Source organism: Sphingobacterium sp. BIGb0165, from assembly GCF_024810095.1.
Lineage (GTDB): Bacteria > Bacteroidota > Bacteroidia > Sphingobacteriales > Sphingobacteriaceae > Sphingobacterium > Sphingobacterium detergens.
In genome coordinates this window covers 1-20,177 of record NZ_JANUEB010000008.1, presented here as the reverse complement: position 1 = coordinate 20,177, position 20,177 = coordinate 1, and the positions used below count along the sequence as shown (strand labels likewise).

The 20,177-nt window shown below is 39.5% G+C and carries 15 protein-coding genes; 6 read left to right on the top strand and 9 right to left on the bottom strand.

Going from position 1 to position 20,177, the window contains the following annotated elements; genetic code table 11:
• Positions 1-90 precede the first annotated feature (90 nt).
• The 5 genes from M2408_RS18445 (at position 91) to M2408_RS18420 (ending at position 5,630) form a co-directional block, all read left to right on the top strand.
• Positions 91-1,059: a D-2-hydroxyacid dehydrogenase family protein gene (locus tag M2408_RS18445; protein WP_259184844.1), complete on the top strand. Its 969-nt coding sequence runs from the start codon at positions 91-93 to the stop codon at positions 1,057-1,059.
• Between the two features lie 281 nt (positions 1,060-1,340).
• The gene (locus tag M2408_RS18440; protein WP_259184842.1) at positions 1,341-2,387 is read left to right on the top strand and encodes an aminotransferase class I/II-fold pyridoxal phosphate-dependent enzyme; all 1,047 of its coding nucleotides are present in this window, start codon (positions 1,341-1,343) and stop codon (positions 2,385-2,387) included.
• A gap of 247 nt (positions 2,388-2,634) precedes the next feature.
• Entirely contained in the window at positions 2,635-2,919 is a 285-nt protein-coding gene (locus M2408_RS18435; protein WP_028071165.1) for an HU family DNA-binding protein, read from the top strand.
• Between the two features lie 17 nt (positions 2,920-2,936).
• Positions 2,937-3,773 (top strand): tetratricopeptide repeat protein, encoded by an 837-nt coding sequence (locus tag M2408_RS18430; RefSeq protein WP_104384819.1) that lies wholly within the window; start codon positions 2,937-2,939, stop codon positions 3,771-3,773.
• A 303-nt stretch (positions 3,774-4,076) separates the two neighbouring features.
• Complete coding sequence (locus tag M2408_RS18420) at positions 4,077-5,630, top strand: Rne/Rng family ribonuclease (protein WP_077436961.1); 1,554 nt, start codon at positions 4,077-4,079, stop codon at positions 5,628-5,630.
• 50 nt (positions 5,631-5,680) lie between these two features.
• Here M2408_RS18420 and miaA read toward each other — a convergent pair whose 3' ends face one another.
• From miaA to M2408_RS18405, 3 genes are all read right to left on the bottom strand, one after another.
• On the bottom strand, positions 5,681-6,580 hold the full coding sequence (gene miaA, locus M2408_RS18415) for a tRNA (adenosine(37)-N6)-dimethylallyltransferase MiaA (RefSeq protein ID WP_259184820.1): 900 nt from the start codon (positions 6,578-6,580) through the stop codon (positions 5,681-5,683).
• Positions 6,577-7,749: a Gfo/Idh/MocA family protein gene (locus M2408_RS18410; protein ID WP_120261351.1), complete on the bottom strand. Its 1,173-nt coding sequence runs from the start codon at positions 7,747-7,749 to the stop codon at positions 6,577-6,579. Before M2408_RS18410 ends, miaA begins: the two co-directional genes overlap by 4 nt.
• Before the next feature lie 66 nt (positions 7,750-7,815).
• The gene (locus M2408_RS18405) at positions 7,816-8,595 is read right to left on the bottom strand and encodes a hypothetical protein (RefSeq protein ID WP_259184806.1); all 780 of its coding nucleotides are present in this window, start codon (positions 8,593-8,595) and stop codon (positions 7,816-7,818) included.
• Between the two features lie 86 nt (positions 8,596-8,681).
• On the opposite strand from M2408_RS18405, the gene def reads away from it, so the two are divergent.
• Positions 8,682-9,263: a peptide deformylase gene (def, locus tag M2408_RS18400; RefSeq protein ID WP_259184803.1), complete on the top strand. Its 582-nt coding sequence runs from the start codon at positions 8,682-8,684 to the stop codon at positions 9,261-9,263.
• Positions 9,264-9,314: 51 nt separating this feature from the next.
• On the opposite strand, the gene M2408_RS18395 is transcribed toward def, so the two are convergent.
• From M2408_RS18395 to M2408_RS18370, 6 genes are all read right to left on the bottom strand, one after another.
• Positions 9,315-9,926: a trimeric intracellular cation channel family protein gene (locus tag M2408_RS18395; RefSeq protein ID WP_259184793.1), complete on the bottom strand. Its 612-nt coding sequence runs from the start codon at positions 9,924-9,926 to the stop codon at positions 9,315-9,317.
• Positions 9,927-9,993: 67 nt separating this feature from the next.
• On the bottom strand, positions 9,994-12,354 hold the full coding sequence (locus tag M2408_RS18390) for a GAF domain-containing protein (RefSeq protein WP_259184792.1): 2,361 nt from the start codon (positions 12,352-12,354) through the stop codon (positions 9,994-9,996).
• A 13-nt stretch (positions 12,355-12,367) separates the two neighbouring features.
• Positions 12,368-14,977, bottom strand: coding sequence for an outer membrane protein assembly factor (locus M2408_RS18385; RefSeq protein ID WP_259184784.1), 2,610 nt, complete (start codon positions 14,975-14,977; stop codon positions 12,368-12,370).
• Between the two features lie 5 nt (positions 14,978-14,982).
• Complete coding sequence (locus M2408_RS18380; protein WP_259184781.1) at positions 14,983-15,873, bottom strand: hypothetical protein; 891 nt, start codon at positions 15,871-15,873, stop codon at positions 14,983-14,985.
• Positions 15,874-15,877: 4 nt separating this feature from the next.
• Positions 15,878-17,890, bottom strand: a complete 2,013-nt coding sequence (gene ppk1 / locus M2408_RS18375) for a polyphosphate kinase 1 (RefSeq protein ID WP_259184779.1) — start codon at positions 17,888-17,890, stop codon at positions 15,878-15,880.
• Positions 17,891-17,935: 45 nt separating this feature from the next.
• Positions 17,936-19,120, bottom strand: a complete 1,185-nt coding sequence (locus M2408_RS18370) for a Pycsar system effector family protein (RefSeq protein WP_259184769.1) — start codon at positions 19,118-19,120, stop codon at positions 17,936-17,938.
• Positions 19,121-20,177: the final 1,057 nt, after the last annotated feature.

Below are 20,177 nucleotides of genomic sequence, written 5' to 3'. Positions count from 1 at the left end.
AAATGTCGTATTCCGATTTTATGCTGTAAATTAATGCTTGGAATGAGAACCGATCGTGTTAAAGAGCGGTGTAAATTAAGTCACAGAAAGATGCGAATTACCATTTTAGATGACTATCAAGATGCTGTCCGGCAGCTGGATTGTTTCAAAACACTTGATGGTCACGATGTTCAGATATTGAAACAATCCTATGCAGATCCGGCTCTGCTGGCCGAAAAGCTTAAAAATACAGAGGCATTAGTGCTGATCAGGGAGCGAACGAAAATCTCTGCGGATCTGCTCGGTAGACTTCCAAACCTCCGGCTCATCAGCCAAACGGGTAAAATTTCCAACCACCTTGATCTGGCGACTTGCAGTGCCTATCAAGTTGCTGTTGCGGAAAGTATTGGGTCCCCGGTCGCACCTGCAGAACTGACTTGGCTATTAATTATGAATGGTTTGCGTAAACTGCCACAAGCGATTGCAGCGATGAAAGCAGGGCAATGGCAGACGAATATTGGTCAGTCTGTGGTAGGGAAAACGATAGGTATATGGAGCTACGGAAAGATTGGGCGCCGGGTTGCCCAGTATGCAAAGGCCTTTGGCGCGCAGGTGATTGTATGGGGAAGTGAGCACTCCAGAGAAGAGGCGGTGAAAGACGGGTTCTTAGCAGCATCAAGTAAGTCGGATTTCTTTCATTTTGCGGATGTGGTAACACTGCACCTGAGGTTGGTGCCAGAAACCAGAGCTATTGTAAAATTGGAAGATCTGCGTTCCATGAAACCATCAGCACTATTCGTAAATACTTCGCGTGCGGAATTGGTTGAACAGGGAGCACTTTTGGATGCTTTGATCAGTGGGACACCAGGCGCTGCTGCGGTTGACGTTTACGAGTCAGAACCTATTACAGACTCCAATTATCCATTGTTGCGGCTGCCGAATGTGATTTGCACACCCCATTTGGGCTACGTTGAAGAAAATGGCTACGAACAGTTGTTTAAGTTGGCTTTTGAGAATATTGTTGCTTTCGCACAAGGAGCCCCACAGCATATCGCCAATCCGGAGGTGTTGCAGGGTTGATGGGAATGTCTATTGATAGATGGTTCGTAAGCTAGGAAACTGTCACTTGCAATGCTATGCTCTGTTTATAAGCGGATCAAAAGATTAGGAAATAAATGTTCCCGCCGCAATGGATAGATGTCAAACGAAATGTGTATTATTGATTGAAATCAAACTGTCCAAAAGGAAAAGCGCTCCCCCCGGTAATTGAAAATTTAAAGAAGGGTGTTTGGGGGTTAGAGCAGTATTAATGAAAAATGGGCTGTCCTTCCTTTTGTGAGGACACCCGCCTAAGTGTTTAAATGAAAAATTTTACGAAACTTGATCAACCGACTGGACGATCCATCTACTTGGATGGAATGGAATACCTTTTTTTTGGAGGAACCTCCTATTTAGGGTTGGCGACGGATAATGAATATACCGAACTCTTCATCGAAGGGTTAAGGCGTTATGGTGTTAATAATGGTACTTCTCGCAATAACAATGTACAGCAAGCTATATTTGACAAAGCCGAGGAATATGCGGCGCAGCGATTTGGATTTGAGTCTGGATTATTGCTGTCAAGCGGTTACTTGGCGACTCAATTTGTTGTCAAAACGTTGTCGCAAGAGGGAGAATTGCTCTATGCACCTGCTAGCCATCCTTCCCTGTGGCTTGACGCAAACCCGGGCATAGTTGGCGATTTTAGGGATTGGAGCTTGCGAACTGTCGATTATATCAATAAATCCAAAGAAACATCTTTTGTTATTGTTAGCAATAGCCTAGATAACATGAAGCCTGAAAGATATGATTTTTCGGTTTTTGATGAAATTTCGGATGCAAAAAGGGTTACCCTATTGCTGGATGATTCTCACGGAATCGGTGTGTTGCATGAAAATGGCATTTCACTGGTGGAGCGTGGTTTTTTGAGAGAAAATATAGAGCTGATTGTCGTGGCCTCCCTGGCAAAGGGCTTAGCGACAGACGCGGGCCTGATTTTGGCCAGCCAGAAACGGATAGCACAGCTTAAAAAGTCAAATTTTTATACTGGTGCCTCCCCGAGTTCCCCCGCGAGTCTTTATGCTTTTGTAAATGGGGAGCAGATCTATCGTAAGCAATTTGAGAAATTGCAGGCAAATATTCTTTATTTCGCATCGCTTTCAAAAGGATATTTAAATGCCATCGCTAATTTTCCGGTCTTCTCTTCCAATGATATTAGTCTCTACGCAAGGCTGATGGAAGCGAGTATATTGGTCTCTAGTTTTCCTTATCCCCTTCCTACAGATTCATTATTGAATAGAATTGTTGTCAATGCACATCATACTCAGGAGGATTTGGAACGTATTAGTCATGCAATTGGCATATCTTGATTTTTTTATGACATCCAATGAATCAACTTGTTGTAAATTAGGAAATTGTTATTAATTTTGAAACTTATTTAGCGGTTTGCTCGATGTGAAATCTCGTTAATTGATTGTAAATGTTTGGCTTTTGGAAGCTTATTTATCAAAAAAGTGTTTAAATAATTTCCATTCCTCATTTTAAAACAATACTTTTGCATCCCCAAACATTAGTTGGCTTAAGGGTTGAAAAATAAATAATTACAGTAAAATAGATATGACTAAAGCAGAAATTATTGCAGAAATCTCTAACAAAACTGGCTTAGAGAAGGTAGATGTTCAAGAGACCGTAGAGGCGTTCTTCAAAGTTGTCAAAAACGCAATGATCGGAGGAGAAAATGTATATGTAAGAGGTTTTGGTAGCTTCGTAGTCAAAAAAAGAGCTGAGAAGACTGCAAGAAACATTTCAAAAAATACAGCAATCATTATTCCAGAGCACTTTGTTCCTAGCTTCAAGCCAGCTAAAATTTTCGTTGAGAAAGTAAAAAACGGCAATAAATAATCTTAAAATAGATTAAAATGGCAAAAACCAAACAAATAATAGTCATAGGAGCAGTAGTAGCCTTGGTTGCTGTGCTATTTGCGCAGCCTATTAAAGGTTTGGTGGACAAAGAAAAACAAACTGCTGCAGCATCTGAATCGAAACCTTCCAATGAAGTAAACTTGGAAAATATCTCTTCGATGACAAAACAAGGTTTAGATGCTAGTTTAGTCAAAGAAATTTCCGATATTGAGGCCCAAGTTGCAAAAGCTTCTGGTGAAGATAAGATAAAGCTGTTGCAACAGTTGGCAAATAAGTGGGACGATGTCGCAAAACCAGCCCCTCAGGCATTTGTGTATGAGGAAATGGCAAAGGTTTCTCCTCAATTTGAATATTGGTTGAAAGCGGGTAATGCTTATCGTGCTGCTTATACTAATTTGCAAGATTCTACTTTAGCCCAAGCTCTTAATCAGAATGCAATTCATGCGTATGAGGCGGCGTTAAAAGCTAATTCAAGTAGTCTTGATGCAAAAACAGGATTAGGTGCCGCAATGGTATCAGGAACAAACAATCCAATGGCAGGTATTGCGCTATTGCGTGAAGTTGTTGCTGCTGATCCGAAAAACTTAGAAGCGAATAAAACTTTGGGATTGTTTTCATTACAGTCCCGTCAGTTTGACAAAGCCATCGAGCGTTTTAAGACCGTTATCGATCAAAAACCCGATGCAGAGTCATACTTTTACTTAGCCACAGGCTATGAAAATATTGGGATGAAAAAAGAGGCCGTAACTGCTTTTCAAAAAAGTAAAGAGCTGGCAGCTGATCCGTCCCTATCACAATTCATCGACCGTAAGATCGGGGAATTGAGCAAGTAATTAATTTATTATTTTATAATCATTAAAAAATTTAGCTATGCCAAGCGGAAAAAAAAGAAAAAGACACAAGATGGCTACTCACAAACGTAAAAAACGTTTAAGAAAAAATAGACACAAGAAAAAATAGTCTTGTGTTAAGCTTTTAAACATCTTGGCCCATTTTGCTGAGATAGCTTTACGAAACGATCTACATGTCTTTATGGGTGTGTAGATTGTTTTTTTCGTAACAACGTTCTTTAAATGTTTAATCGGATACCAAAAATTGCGATAGGATATTGCATAGGTATCAAAAATGAGTAGCTTTTGGTAAAGGAATTAATTATCGATTCAACTCCTGATAAAGGGGTAACTATTGCTTTACTACAAGACAAGCAGCTTGTTGAACTTAACCGCGAGCCCGCAAATAACAATTTCGCTGTCGGAGATATTTATCTCGGACGTATCAAGCGGATTATGCCGGGGCTGAATGCGGCTTTCGTAGATGTAGGCTACGAAAAGGATGCTTTTCTACATTATCTAGATTTGGGTCCGCAAGTTCAATCTTTGCTAAAGCTTACACGTATAGTAAAGAATGGCAGTTATCAAGAGAAACTGCTCAATAGTTTAAAACTTGAAAAGGATATCGATAAAGCTGGTAAGATCTCTGATGTCTTGAGCAAAAATATGCTCGTGCCAGTACAAATCGCCAAAGAACCCATCTCAACAAAGGGACCTCGTCTGAGTTCAGACCTTTCAATTGCAGGTCGTTTTGTCGTTTTGGTACCTTTCTCAAGTACTGTTTCCATTTCCAAGCGTATCAAAGGTAGTAATGAGCGCAACCGCCTCAAAAAGATTGTCGAAGGAATTAAACCAGCTAATTTTGGTGTAATTATCCGTACAGTCTCTGAAGGAAAGGGTGTTGAAGAACTACAACGAGACTTATTGGACCTGATCTCAAAATGGGAGCTATTTACCAAACGTCTTCGTAATGCTGAACCACCGCAAAAGGTTCTCGGCGAAATGGATCGTGCATCCACTATTCTACGGGATATCCTAACGGATGAGTTTTCGCATATTTATGTTAATGATCCTTCGATCTTCGAAGAAACAAAATCATATATACACGATATATCTCCAGATCTGGAGAAAATTGTAAAACTTTACAAACATAAAGAACCAATTTTCGACCATTTCGGAGTTGAAAAGCAAATCAAGGCAGCTTTTGGCAAGACTGTTACATTGCCGGGTGGTGCGTATCTCGTTATCGAGCATACCGAAGCTCTACACGTAATTGATGTCAATAGCGGTAACCGTTCTGCCAATAAGGAGAATCAGGAAGATAATGCATTGCTGGTCAATATGGAAGCAGCAAAAGAAATCGCGCGGCAACTGCGTTTGCGTGATATGGGGGGAATTGTAGTCATCGATTTTATCGATATGCACAAGCCCAATCATCGAAAAGAGTTGTATACGTTCTTAAAAGAATGTATGGTGTCGGACAGAGCGAGACATACGATTTTGCCACCAAGTAAATTTGGTTTAGTGCAGATCACCCGTCAACGTGTAAGACCTGAAATGAATATTGTCACAAACGAGAAATGTCCTGCTTGTGATGGTACAGGTGAAATCCGATCAAGTATTGTCCTAATGGATGATATTGAAAATAATTTGAGTTTTATTCTTCAAGAACAGAATGAGAAAAAGGTGACCTTATGTGTTCACCCATACATAGACGCTTACATTAAGTCTGGTTTGATTTCTAAAAGAATGAAATGGTTTATGAAGTACGGTAAATGGATTAAAGTAAATCCAATGACGTCATATTACCTAACTGAATTCCACTTTTTCAATGCGAAAGATGAGGAAATCAAGTTATAATAGAAAGAGATTAACGAAAAGGGCTAGTAGCAATACTAGCCCTTTTTTGTTTATATCCAATGAATCTTGATCCCATCTTTTTCCATTTTCCGGAAGTAAGTCATTTGACGTTTAGCATATCGATGTATTTCTGTTTCTAACTTTGTGAAGAAAGTCGTATAGTCCAACTGTCCAAGGAGATAAAGAGAGGCATATTTATACTCTAACCCATAATATTGGAGTTGGTCATGGGAAATCCCCTCGGCTAATAGTTGTTCGACTTCTTGTAGAAAACCGTTTTCTATTCGCTCATTCAGTCTCTTACTAATGCTTGATCTTCTTTTTTCAAGAGCCGGATTTAGTCCAATGACAAGAGCATCAGGCGCTTGCTGTTCGGGTTTGAAATCTGGATTTTGTCTGAGAAACTCCAGTATTTCGATGGCGCGGATGATACGTTTATTGGTAGAATGATCAATTTGAAAGTCTTGGGGACATGTATAAGAGCTTATCCGTTCCATTAATTCTGATTCAGCCTGTTCCGAAAGCGCTTCTTTGAATCCTTCGATGCTTGGAATCAATGCATAGGGCGCCCGTTGGATAACGCTTTGCAAGTATAAACCCGTCCCACCGCATAAGATTGTATGTTTACCTTTGTTTAAAATGGATCGATAGGCCTGATTGAAATCAGTGATAAAATTTCCAAGATTGTATTTCGCGCCCGGTTCTTGTATATCGATAAGATGATAGGGAATGTCTTGATATTCAGTGAGGTCTTTTCCTGTGCCGATATCCATGCGTCTGTAAATTTGACGGGAATCCGCACTGATAATTTCGGCATCAATTTGTTGGGCAAGCTGTACTGCCAGTTTGGTTTTTCCAGAGGCTGTTGGGCCTAGAATAACGATTACTTTCTCTTTTGGAACAGGTGTCCGCTCCAAAAGAGAAAGTATATGTTCTAATCTGTCTATCACACGACAAATTTAGTCCATTTTTCTGTTCCTTCGTTATTTTTTACAACAGTATCAATAAAAGTCATACCTCTTACACCATCGTAAACAGTTGGAAAATCTTGTTGTTCAGCCGTTGGGGTTCTGCCTTCTCTTTTTGCAGTGACAGTCAAGGTAAAGTTGCGGTAAATGTTCGCAAAGGACTCCAATAAGCCTTCTGGGTGACCTGCAGGAATACGCGTATTATGTGTAGCAAAAGAACTCAAAGTATATGGAGCTGCATAAGCATTTCCTGTACGGTACAATTGGCGAGGCTGATCGAGCATTTTGATGATCAGGTTGTTCGGGTCTTCATTGGCCCATTCTAACCCTCCTTTTTCACCATAAATACGGATACGGACTGCATTCTCCTCTCCTGCTGAGATCTGTGATGCCATCAATACACCTTTTGCACCATTTTCGAAACGTAACAATACCGAACCATCATCATCCAATAGACGGCCTTCAACAAATGTTGTCAAATCAGCACATAATTCTTCGATTTTTAATCCTGAAACATATTCTGCAAGATGAGCCGCATGGGTACCGATATCTCCCATTACCAAAGATTTGCCTGAGCGTTTTGGGTCTGCACGCCAAGCAGCGCCTGCATTGCCCTCACGTTCGGTTAAACGGCTTAACCATCCTTGTGGATATTCAACAACAATTTTTCTTATTTTACCAAAGTGGCCTTCTTTCACCATCGCTTTGGCTTGTTTTACCATCGGATACCCCGAATAGGTATGTGTCAAACATAGTGTACGGCCTGTGCGCTCCACAGTCTCCTGCAATTCTTTTGCCTCTTCAACAGATACTGTCATAGGTTTTTCAACGACAACATCGAAACCATTTTCCAAGGCTAATTTCGCTGGCGCAAAGTGTAGAAAATTAGGAGTAACAATCGTTACAAAATCCATGCGTTCGCCTTCTGGGAGCAAAGATTCTTTTTCGATCATCTCTTCGTAGTTTAGATAGACACGCTCGGGAGCTACAAATAAGTCTTCCCCAGATTGTTTTGAAATCTGTGGATCGATGCTAAATGCACCACAAACCAACTCAATCTTGCCATCCATAAAAGCGGCGATGCGGTGTACAGCTCCAATAAAGGCGTCATTTCCGCCTCCGACCATACCCATGCGAAGTTTTCTCTTCATAACGTTATTATTTTTGATTATTTATTTTTTTCAAACTAATACAGTGTACAATATACACAATTTAGCTTATTTTATATATAAAATCATCTTGATGCTTCCCATGTTTTCCTTTGGAAAGCCAATTGGGATCCGCTCCATTAATGCTTGTAGTTCTTCGTCGGAGCGATAGGTATATCGATGTATTCCCGCTACCCAAAAGTTAATAGGAACCGTAATTTCTTTTGTTGTAAAACCTATTTTTTCCAATGAGGAATGCTGACTCCAATCCCGGTCGGTATATGTCATGATATCTCCAGGGTGGAAATCTTTAACGAAGGCTTTGATTAATTTGCTTAGCCCGCCGATCACATTATAACCAGCTTTATTGCAAAAACGCAATAATTCGAAGGAACGATACTCTTCGCTTTTATCATTCATACGGCGCCCACCAGAGAATACAGCAACGGAAACGAGTTCACCTTGATCATATAGTCCATACCGATATTTTCCGGGGAGAGCTGACTGCAGATGATGTTCCACGAGGAACCGTTGACTCACTTTTTTATCAATGCGGGCAACGACGGTTTTCCGGGCATAGATGCGTCTATTATTCTTTGATTTGGCAACGATGCGCTGTACGATGAGATCGAATTTTTGCGTTAATTGATCTTCATCTATATGAATGCCAGATTCAGAGATCTGATAGCGTAAAAATCGCTCATTAGGGTAAATAAATATGTTTTTTGTTATTTCAGTAGCAGGAATTTGTATAAATCCATCAAGTTCGGTCAGGGTTAGTTGTACTTCGAGCTGTCGTTCGAGGTCAATTTTAAGCCGAATAGTCAAGTCTTTAAAGGATGGAGTCATAAGACAAATGTAACTTTTATGGAAGTTTTGACGAAATATTCGCTTTTAATAATTATCCGTACCTTTGTGCAAAATATAATAGTACTATGAAACTTCCGATAGTGGCGTATGGCGACCCTGTATTGAGAAAGGTCGCTGAAGAAATAGATGAAGACTATCCCGATTTAAAAAAATTGATTGATGATATGTATGATACCATGTATGCCGCACATGGTGTTGGGATTGCTGCACCACAAGTGGGTCTGCCAATACGGATGTTTGTTATTGATGCAACACCGTTTGCAGAGGATGACGAAGAGAATAAAGAAATGCTTAAGTCTTTCAAAAGAGTTTTCATCAACCCGATTATGGTCGAAGAATCCGGTGAAAAATGGGCCTTTGGTGAAGGTTGCCTAAGTATTCCCGATATTAATGAAGATGTACTTCGCCATAAAAATATTCGCATCAATTATTTGGATGAGAATTTTGAAGAACATGAAGTGGATCTAACTGGATTGGCTGCTCGCGTCGTTCAACATGAGTATGATCATCTTGAAGGTAAATTGTTTACAGACAAGCTAAGCACACTTAAGAAAACAATGTTGAAAAGCAAATTGGATGCGATTGCCAAAGGTAATATCCGAGTGAGCTATAAAATGAAATTTCCTCAACAAAAGAAAAAGCGTTAGCATGGACTAACGCTTTTTCTATCAACAGGAATAATTTCCAAATCTCTCCCTTCAATCCAATCGGGGAAGATATAATCTGTATTTGACCGCGGTCATCCGAACGAGGAAAACAACACCGGCAGCGATAAAAGCGGCCCAGGATAAATCAAGATTGAGATGAACGAGTAGAATATAGATCAGTCCACCAGCCAGACAGGCTGTTGCATAAACTTCCTTTTTAAAGATCAATGGTGTCTCATTGAGCAAAATATCTCGTGTCATGCCTCCACAAACAGCAGTGAACATTCCAAAAATAATTGCCGCATAGACGTTACTTTCGTAGTTCAATGATTTTTGTACACCTAAGATAGTGAAGAAGCTGATTCCTATGGCATCAAAAAGTGTTAGGGTGCGATAGTAACCATAGAGCTGCCGATTGAATACGATAGCGATCAAGATGCCCAAGAATATGGCTATAAGGTAATTGCTGTCGTTGACCCAAACGGGACGCAGGTTTAAAAATACATCACGCATGGATCCGCCGCCAATAGCTGTTACAAAGCCCAAAAAAGCCGCTCCAAAGATGTCGATATCCTTACGTTTTGCGGATAAAGTTCCCGATATTGCAAAGAATAAGGTGCCAAGCAAATCGCTTAAATAAAAATAGTTGGCATCAGTTATCATCGTAATCCTGTTTTTAAAATATTTTTCCTATTTATTTACTCTACTGCAGAGAGAGATTTCGACAAATTTAGGAGAAATCTCTGTAGTTTAGGTTTACTGTAAGACGAATAGCTTTCAAACCTACAATTCCCTGCACATCTTCCAGTTTGAGATGTTCTACAGTGCTTTCAATTATTCCCATATCATAAATTGCTTGTATACTTAGATTTAAGTCTTCTAAAATCTCATCCGATAAATAGACGATTGCTATTTTGTTTGTCTGAGTAAGCCTCTCTTTTGTACGTTTTATCCGGATCTTATCTATTCTTTTTTTGATGATTTCGTAACGGATATTTAATGAACCCTCTACATCAAATCGACGTTCGTCTTCCCGAAAACTGATGTCAATGCTGTGCGGATTGATGAAGATAAGTTGTGTGGTTTCTAATGCAAGTGGTAGATCGCGCTTCGCATGATGTGCTTTTAGAGCGATTCTGGCCATGGATATAATTTGTTGCCGCCTAAAAACATTGATAAACTCGTAGCTAAAAGTTTGCTGTGGCGTAATGGACTCCCCAACATAAATATCATACTCAATACCATCCGTCCTGAATTTTTGGAAGTAAGATGGATAATTGCCCTGAATGAAGCTGTTGAAATGATTGAGTTCTTTACTGATGATATGGTTTACTTGACGCAAAGAGGTTTCAAATTCATTCCTATAAAACTCACCTGTATCACGATTGGTAAAAAAGTGCCTGGCGTAATGCTCAATAATGGTATGTTTTGTTGGGAATTGTTTTCTCGCCGCATCGAGAAATGGTTGCACATCCTTTCGGAAGAATTCAATGATCTTTACCATAGACTCATCAAAGGAAATATGGTCGAGCGATTCAGTAATCTGATCTACACGTTTAGAAAAGGCAACAATTAATTGATGTGGACCATCCAAAGACAATTCGTCAATGAGGAGAGCCAGTTGTTTTACTTTGAAACTAAAATCCTTTAAAATAGACGCATTACGGATAATAGTAGAATCTTTGACATCAATGGCGCCGTAAAGTGGATATACCTCCTCAAAAATAACAGGTTTGATATGTGCATTTTGTTCATCATTTTCGAGTTCCTGAATATATTGAGCGGCAATATGGTTAAACTTCCACTGTACGGCTGGCTGTATTGTTGTAAACCGGTTAATGATAATCTCGTCAATACGTTTTTTAAATTCTGTCGTGATATCATGTGATAACTGGGATAGCAGCGGTACAAGCTCGCGAAGTGAGTGTATTGTCTCATTATCCAATTGATCCAGTTGATGACTGTAAATTTCTAGAATGCCAGACAAAGCATGATTATGTATCAACGGAATGCATAGATAGGTCTTGACTCCGGATGTCTTGATGCGTTCATCAAAAATGGATGTGGTATTTTTAATAGTATCCATTGTATTGTAGAAGATCAGATGCGGATGTTTTAGATAATTAGCGACTTCCGGATTGATGTTGGTATAGCTGTTGTTTGCGTAGGTTTCCGAAATTAAAATACTTTTGTTGGTAATAGAATAATCAAAAAATGGTAGTCCATTTAGCTGAAACAATGGAAACAGGCTGAAAACTGTATCCGATCCCTTCAAGATCGGAGCAATAATTTTCTCGAGATCGGATAGGAAGAGATGGTAGTTATATGTTGCGAGATCTAATAAAATAGATTGTATCCGCTTCAGTGTATGCTCTAAACTGCTTCTCCTGACGGTGAGGATGGTAAATCCTGATAGCTCAAAATCTTCGATCTTAATTGTATTGACAACATTATCCCAATCGAATAAAGAGGTATCATTGGCGTTGTTGGTCAGATGCCCTACGTCAAATTGTGGAAGTTCCTTTTTTGGCTTAATATCAACAAATTTGAAATCTATATTTAAATCATAATAATCAATGATTTCACCCTGCTCATTTAAGTGATAGTAAACGATCGTATTATTTTCTTTGGCAGGAAGTCCATATAACCGTTCAAAAATAAGGGCATACATCAGTTTTTCCTGATTGTTCAGGATGCCCCCATCTTGCATCTGATCCTGAAGATCTTGTTCCTCCAGCTTATTTTTCCAGAGTTCGAAAAAGGCTTCGGTGCCATAAAATGTTTCTTCGGCGAGTGGTGTTGCAAGCGCCCAGTATCTTTTGGGGGCGGTATCGATTAGCGATACCGAAAGGCTGTAAATGAGCTGTAAAATATCTTTATATGCGCTTAAGTTTTGCTTACACAGCCTGCCACTAACCTGCTCAATCTCCCGGATGCGTTCCAGAGCAAATAATGGAATCATACCATCTGGAGATACATCGCCTTCGATAAATGACTCTAGATAACGAAAAAAAGGTTCGAAATGGAGCTTCTTATCGATATTATATAGCCTGCTTTCACTTTTGGCTAGTTGTACATTCTTTATTTCCATTTATTGAACGCTTTTAGAAACGGAAGCCGGTACTAAAATAGGGGTACCAACCTTCATTAGATTTGGCCATCACAAAGTGAAGTGGTAATGCATTGGCGACGATATAATAAAGTCCCCCGCCGAATCCTTGATGGACTGTCTTACTGTTATGATCTTTTGCCCACACTTTCCCGATATCATACATCCCCATGATCCCTAGTTCTCCGGGTAGAACGTAGCTTTTTACCTCATGAATCTTGACGCGGGCTTCGAGGTTGTTGTATACCATCTGTTCGCCAGCAAATCTATATTGGCGATAGCCACGTAGATTCTCGTGACCTCCTAGAAATAGATATTGATAGAATGTAGGATTGCCCACGACGGTTCCTCCGCCTACTCTATTTGCGAATATGATACCTTCATTCAGTGCACTAAAATAGCCTGTCATTTCTGCGCTTAGTTGACCTGAATTTCTGGAATATTTATTTAAGCCCAAAAAAGAATGTAGCGCTGCCTTGACAAATAATCCTTTACTTGGATTGATCTTGCGGTTACGTGTATCTTGCGTCAGAAAAGCATTTAGTCCAACGAAAGCTTTGTCATTGGTAATGGAAACACTATCGTAAGAATGGAGGGCTTGCGGATTTAAGATAAAACGGTCCTGATTTTCAATTGGATCCAGGTGATAGAACTGGATATGGGGACCAATAGCATAATTCAGCGTAGACGATGGGTGCCATCGTAGTAGTGGGTTGACATTGAAAATATTGAACCTGCTACGGTAGTATTTCGCGCCATACTGATCTTTTAGAAATAGGGAGTTGTTGCCAACACCAAAAAAGTTTTGCGTATTGTCGGGCGCTTTTGCTAATGCATCAATGACGAAGTCTGCATTACCGATAACATCTTCCCATTCGCCACGATAATGAATTTTATAGGCCCCTGTTCGGAATGCAGCAGCCACAGTAATTTGTTGTTTATAGGTAAAAGGAGTTTTTCTAAAACCCCGCTGATGTGTATATGCTGCGCCAAGTCCAAGAGAAAAGCCATCATCAGCGTTATAGCCCGCTGTTAACAAAGGGAGCCAGGAATTGTATAGGTTGACGGGAACAAACTGTGTATTCAAGCTGTCCTTACCTTGATGTAGCCTGATTCGACCTTTTTCTCCTAAAAAAGTGGAGCCGGCCGTATTTTCGTAGAGCTTTATCTTTGATTTACTATTGTTAACTATATAGGTCTTTGGCAGACTATCGCCAATAATGCGCAGTTTTATGGGCGAATTTACATTATTTATGGAGACCGAGTCCTGACCTTCAGAAAGGTATAACCGGATTTCTTTTGTTAAGTTCTTTTCATAAGTCTTGTCCATTAGCCTTTTAGTCACCTTTCCATCTTTGTTGATTTTGGACACAATGATTTTTAAGTCCTCATCTTGGGTGCTGGCAATCTCCACCTTTTCGTTCTTATCACTGAAATGGATATCGACAATATTATTGATAAAACGATAATATTCTTCCATTGCAGCGGGCAAAGCATCGCGTCTGCTTTGAAGGGTACGGAAAATCTGTTCTCCCCGAATAGCGATGGATGATTGTGGTAAGCTTTTGACAGATTGCCAGAGTACCGAATCTGTCAAACTGGAGACAAACTGATCTACCTCTTTTGTCCACTCCTTGTGGGAAAGCTGATTGCTTGGATGTGCATTTAAAAATCTGGATTTAAAAAGGGAGTATCTGATATTTGGAATACCTGTTGTAAAACCCTGCATAACGGGGTTGACAAACTGCTGGTAAATATCTTTCATCAAGAAACCCTGTGTCACACGTAAGGCCTGATCTCGATCCCGAGGAATCGGAACATAATCCTTGTCTTTATCATCAGTATCCTGATTTTCATTATACCAACGCCATTGATCTTCATGACGATCCCAGTCACTGACGATTACATCCAGCATACGTGCCCTCAGGTATGCCTTGGGTTTGAAATCATCATCGTTGTCCTCTTGAAGCTTGCGCACGGCTTTTGGACTATTATCGGAGTCGCCCATAGGCTCTCGTTCTTCCAATAGGGCAATGGTGTGTTCGAATAAAGGAGCATACTCGCCAAGGATTGTATCTGGTGCAACGACTCCTATAACGGGATGTGCATGTGGAACCTTCACGGCATTAGCCAGCGCTGGAATCATCAATGCGGAATAAGGATGTTGTGCACTCGTCGCATCATCCAGAACATCCTGTACAAAGGTGCCATGCAATTCCTCTGGAATCAAAGACTCTGTCCGCTTATTTACCGATCGCAGCGCCCATTCTCTACCTGTTGGGTCTGTCAACCTGAGCGAAATGGATTGCATCCCTCCGCCCTGTTTAACAGGGGTCAGACCGCCATATAATCTAGAGAGCTGTAACAGGGGTAATGTGGTCTTGGCAGCCCATTCTCTACGATAATTTTCTCCAAGAAATGACTTTTTAAATCCACTCGCCTTCCCATACTTTGCATTTGCTACAACAATAGTACTGTCTTTAATCACTGCTTGTATCAGCGATTTCTCTTTGTGCGTGTCAGTTGTCGAATTCGACTTATTCTTCTGCTGAGAATAAGCTTGTGTAGCGAGAAAAAGTAAAAAGAATGGTAAGACCCGTTGCATGCTTATTATTTTTCAAATTTATAGATGATTCCTTTGTCTTGATCGCCAGCTTCGCTACTGATGTAAAGATTTGATTTTGAATCAAAGTTGATGCCTTCTGGTTGTGGAAATAGCTTTGGATCCAGCGTTGTTATAGATTTGACATGGAAATTTTCATCCGTTACAACAAGTGCCTTGTCAATGGAGGATAAAATGTACCATTCTTTGCTGTCGGTTTTCTTTGCAAGGGCTGAAGGTTTGAATGTTTTTTTGATTTTCGGATCAAATTTTTTCAGTCCATCAATCTGAATTGCAAATTCACCTTGTGGACTGAACTTGCCATCGGCTCCAATGGAGAAAATATATCCTGTAGTTTGTGACTGTTTTTTGTCCGTACGACATTCTTTACAGAGTATGTAGGCAAGGTTACTTGTTTTGTCTACAAAAAGCCCCTCATATTCACCTTTGGGTAAAATATCTTTTTGTTCGGTGACCGTCTGTATGTTATCTTTCTCCGTGATGGGAAAGGAATAGACAGCCCCATTGCTCTTTAAAATAAAGAAATGTGTTTTACTAATGCCAATGTCTTCGTAATCACCATCCTTTCCAAATGGATTGAATGTGAGCTTTTGAGTCGACAAATTGTATCTGAAAAGTAGCCCCTGTTCATCCTGAATGGCATAGATATCTTGGTCTTGTCCTTCAAGAAATGCAATACCTGATATTTCGAGCAGTTCATCGGGCAAATTTATCTTTTCGCCGGATGATAATCTATACGGAATTGTCTGTTGTTTATCTGTTGTAACGTCGGTTACACTAGTCGTACGTTCTTTATTCGCATTACTGGGGTTACAAGCTAACAATACCGTGGAAATCATTCCTAGAGCAAGAGCTGTTAATCGTGTAGCGTCTTTCATGAATTCAGTTGTTTAAGTAGTCAACAATTTGTTGTTGTGATTTATTGCCAGTCGGATGTTCTACAGGTATATTTTGCCCCGTCTCATCAAGGAAAGTTGCTTCAATGTCGTCAGCAAATTGAATTTCAAATAGCTGCTGAATCTTGTTGGCTAAGACTGGTTCCGTAATGGGGAAACAGGTCTCTATCCGATGGTAGATATTGCGATTCATCCAGTCTGAGGAACCTAAATACACCTTTGTATACTCTCCATATTGGAATATAAAGATTCTCCCGTGCTCTAGATATCGCCCTACGATCCGTTTTACTTCAATGTTTTCACTTAATCCCTTTACCTGGGGTTTAAGCCTGCATATTCCTCTGACCAATAATTGTACCTTCACACCAGCCTGACTGGCTTCGTATAATTTATTGATTAACGATTCTTCTTCTAAATTGTTTAGCTTAATTTTTATCGAAGCAACGATGTCCATCTTTACCTGAGCAATGGTTTCATCAATCAAAGTGACAAAAGTCTGCTTTAGATTGAATTGAGCAATCAATAGCTCTTGAAATGGAATATCTGTCGGCTTATCCGGTTTCTTTCTGTTAGGTAAAAATTCAAATAGCAACCTTAGTTCTTCTGTCAACTGGTGATTGGATGTCATTAAGAAGTAATCGGTATATACTTTGGCGGTTTTCTCATTTAAGTTGCCTGTTCCGAATAATGCGCTCTCTTTTCCATCTTTTCTTTTGACGAGGGCGATTTTAGCATGCACTTTAAGGTTTGGGATACTATAGCTGATCGTTACCCCCTGCTCTTTCATAATTCTTGACCAATGAATATTATTGGCTTCATCAAACCGCGCTTTCAACTCAACAAACACATTCACTTTTTTACCATTATTCGCTGCGGTCGCTAGGGCTTGGGCAATATGCGAATCGCTGGCAATTCGATAGAGCGTGGTATGGATCTCTTCTACATCAGGGTTTATTGCTGCCTCATTAAAAAAACGAAGAATAGGATCAAATGATTCATAAGGAGTACAGATTAACATATCATGCTGATCGAGCTGATCAAAAATTGAATGCTCAAAGTCCTGATGTGAGGCTAGCTGTTGCTGTCTAGGAAAAGACAGTTTATCCTGTTTTATTGGAAAGGAGAAAAAATCCTTCAAACTATGATAATATCCCCCAGCAACGATACTACTTTTTCGCAAATCAAAAAGAACAGCGAGCCTTTCGATCAGCGGATTTGGAAAGCTCGGTTGATGTAAGAATCGAGTTGCATAACCAAGATCTCTCTTCTTGACCTCTGACTCTATTTTCTGCGCGATATCACCATCAAATTCATCTTTTAAATTGAGTTCAGCATCACGAGTGATTTTGAATGAATAAAAATTTAAACTTTTACTTTGTAGTAGACCCGGTAAAAATAGCTTAATGATATCATCGATGAAGACAACGTAAGTCTTGGAATTGACCTGACAAGTGAAAAATCTATTCATGCGATCGGCAGGTATGTTGACAATGAACAAGTCTGTTGTATTATTGTCTGTCATTGCAAAGTATAGATGGTTGTTGATCGGGAAAAAAGAAAATTCTTCGTCAACGGGAATTATTTGCAGGTAAGAGGCTATAGTATTAAAAAAATAGTTGGCTACAAGAGGTTTTATCGCTAAAGGAATCTCTTGATTATAGATCAGAATAATATTTTCTTCAGCTAACTGATGAATAATATCTGTTAAAAAGAGCCCAAATTTTTCCTGCTGTTTATCGATAATTTTAGAGGCCTTTTTATACGTTCCAATATCAAGATTCGGGACGACTTGGTCGGCAGCCTTCTTTTTAATTTTTTTCCATGCCATCAATACAGGCATCCGTACACGGTAGAACTCATCGAGGTTTGATGAGAAAATAGCAAGGAATTGTAATTTTTCCAATAACGGGACTTCCTTACGTTCAGCCTCATTAAGTACTCTGTCATTGAAGGAAAGCCAACTGATATCTCTATTGATGTACAGGTCTTCTTTTTTCATCCGAAACATAATTAAAAAATGATGAATTTGTGGGGGGTATCTGCCTTACAATAGCGTTGCAATAACAAACGAAATAACAGAGATAACCAGACCAAACATGAATATGCCATAGGCATAACGTAGTAGCTTGTATTTTCTGCCTAATACAACTCCTTGTGAATAAACATCTTTTGTGAGCATTCCATATAAAAAATCAGAATCGATCATTACTCTTTGCATTCCTTCGTTATAATCGTCGAGTTTCATTTTATAGAAATTTCCGAAAAATAATAGATTGACGGTCTTATTTTCAATTTCCTGTTTTGAGAATTTTCCAGAAGGTATTTTGGGTATAGTTGAAAGTATAGCCATGACCATAGTGGCCACAACAATTACCGTGAGAATAATTGTTGGCAAGATCAGATGTTCGTTACTATCCAATTTCCTAAATAATACCGCAATAACGACCGATAGAATAATGGAGTTAACGGTCAATAAAATATTGGCTTTATTATCAGCCATATCACTCAAACGTTGGTTGTTGGACGATGTTATCCGAAACATTGTTTCTATACCGCGTTCAGGTTTGACACTTTTATCTTTCTCTTTTTTTGTTTCTTTCTTGTCTTCTTTTTTCTTGTCCTTGGATTTTTCCTGTTTTCGCTCCAGTTCTTTTAAGTTCTCTTCTTTTTTTACGTTGAGCTTTTGTTGGGCATAATCTGTATGGTAATGATGACTTGCTAAGAGCTTTATAGTGCCAGCGCGCCAAACATCCTTATCAATTTCTTTACCTAATACAGCCTCTGCTTCGGTCTTCATTAGTTTATTCCTGTTTTCAAAGTCCTCTCCTCCAAAATGGAACAAGTCAGCGTCACAAAGAATCTGTTCCAATAGATTGTTTGGGTCTTGGGGCATTCTGGTGGCGAGGATACAACCTTTGATTTTTTCTTTTACCTCCTCCGGTGCGCCTTTATCCTTTAGGAAGTCTAAAGCGATTTCTACACTTCTTTTTTCATGGCCAATCGCATTGTCAGATTTTACATAACCTAAATCATGAAAATAAGCTGCACTGATCACTATAAAATGATCTTCGTCATTTAACTTATAAAACGAGGAAATCTCATCTGCAGCCTGTACTACTGAATGTGTATGTAGACTGTTGTGAAAACAATGACACGAGGAGATATTCTGTATAATATAAGCGTTCGAAAATTCTTCTACTTGTTTTAAAAGTTCGTTATAATCTATCATGACTAATATGATGTTTATTTAGAATAAAAGTATTCAATATCTTTAACATCTTATATATAAGTGATCCCTTTTCGTAATTTTTTAATCTAGATCAAACTTTATATTCCTGATAGAAAATAAAAACCTTGTTTTTTTTGCCCTTCCGATCATTGGTAGCCTATTGTGAGGTGTAATTTCTGTGTATTATAATACGATAAACCTTTATGTGATTTTTGGGGAGAATAAGTGCTTGTCGGATAGGTTGTACTATCGTTCAGTGTTTTATGTGAGCGATTGAGTTGAGCTGTATAATATCGTAAGTTGTCTTTTTGAGCTTATGGAGAGGATTCCATTTCTGTAGGTATTGGATCTTAATCTGGCTGAGCGTATATACTCAGCTCATTCAATTTGATAATTAGGTTATGGTGTTGGTCTATTGAAATCGGGCTCTATTATATAAATGGTGGTATTGTAATTCTGTTCTTCGTCGGGACCGATCAATACTTTATTTATATTTAAAACAGCTATTCTTGAGTATTAACTTGGATATTACAGGGGTATAACAGGGATCTGCCCTCGTTATACCCCTGTTAACCCCCTTTAAACCCCCGGTTATCTCCCTATTATTATAGAAGCAGTTGATAAGTAATCTGGCGGATCTCCTGCCGTTGCAGTGTGGAGTTTTCTGTACTGCCGGATTTCCTCGGGTTATCCATGAGGTTCACTGTTAAGTTCGATTGTTGCTGTTTCTTCCTGCTTGTGCCCTGGACAGGTCGCTTTATAACGATCTGCCCCTGCTCCATTATAGCTGCAGGGTACTGCTATAAATACAGCACCCTGTGCTGCAGATCCTCATATAACCGGCCTTTTTTGTCTTCCGGAGCCCCCCGGAGCTCATCCGGATAAAAACAATCCGCCAAGTTCACAGCGAGTTAGCGGCAAAACGAAATAAATAAGAACAAAAGGCTTGGAAGTTTGTTAGTAAACTCCCTATCTTTGCACCACTCCGCAAGGGAGGGGCGGTTACTTCGAAAGGGGTGACCAATGAAAAAAGAAGGGTTTAACGAGAGTTAAGCGC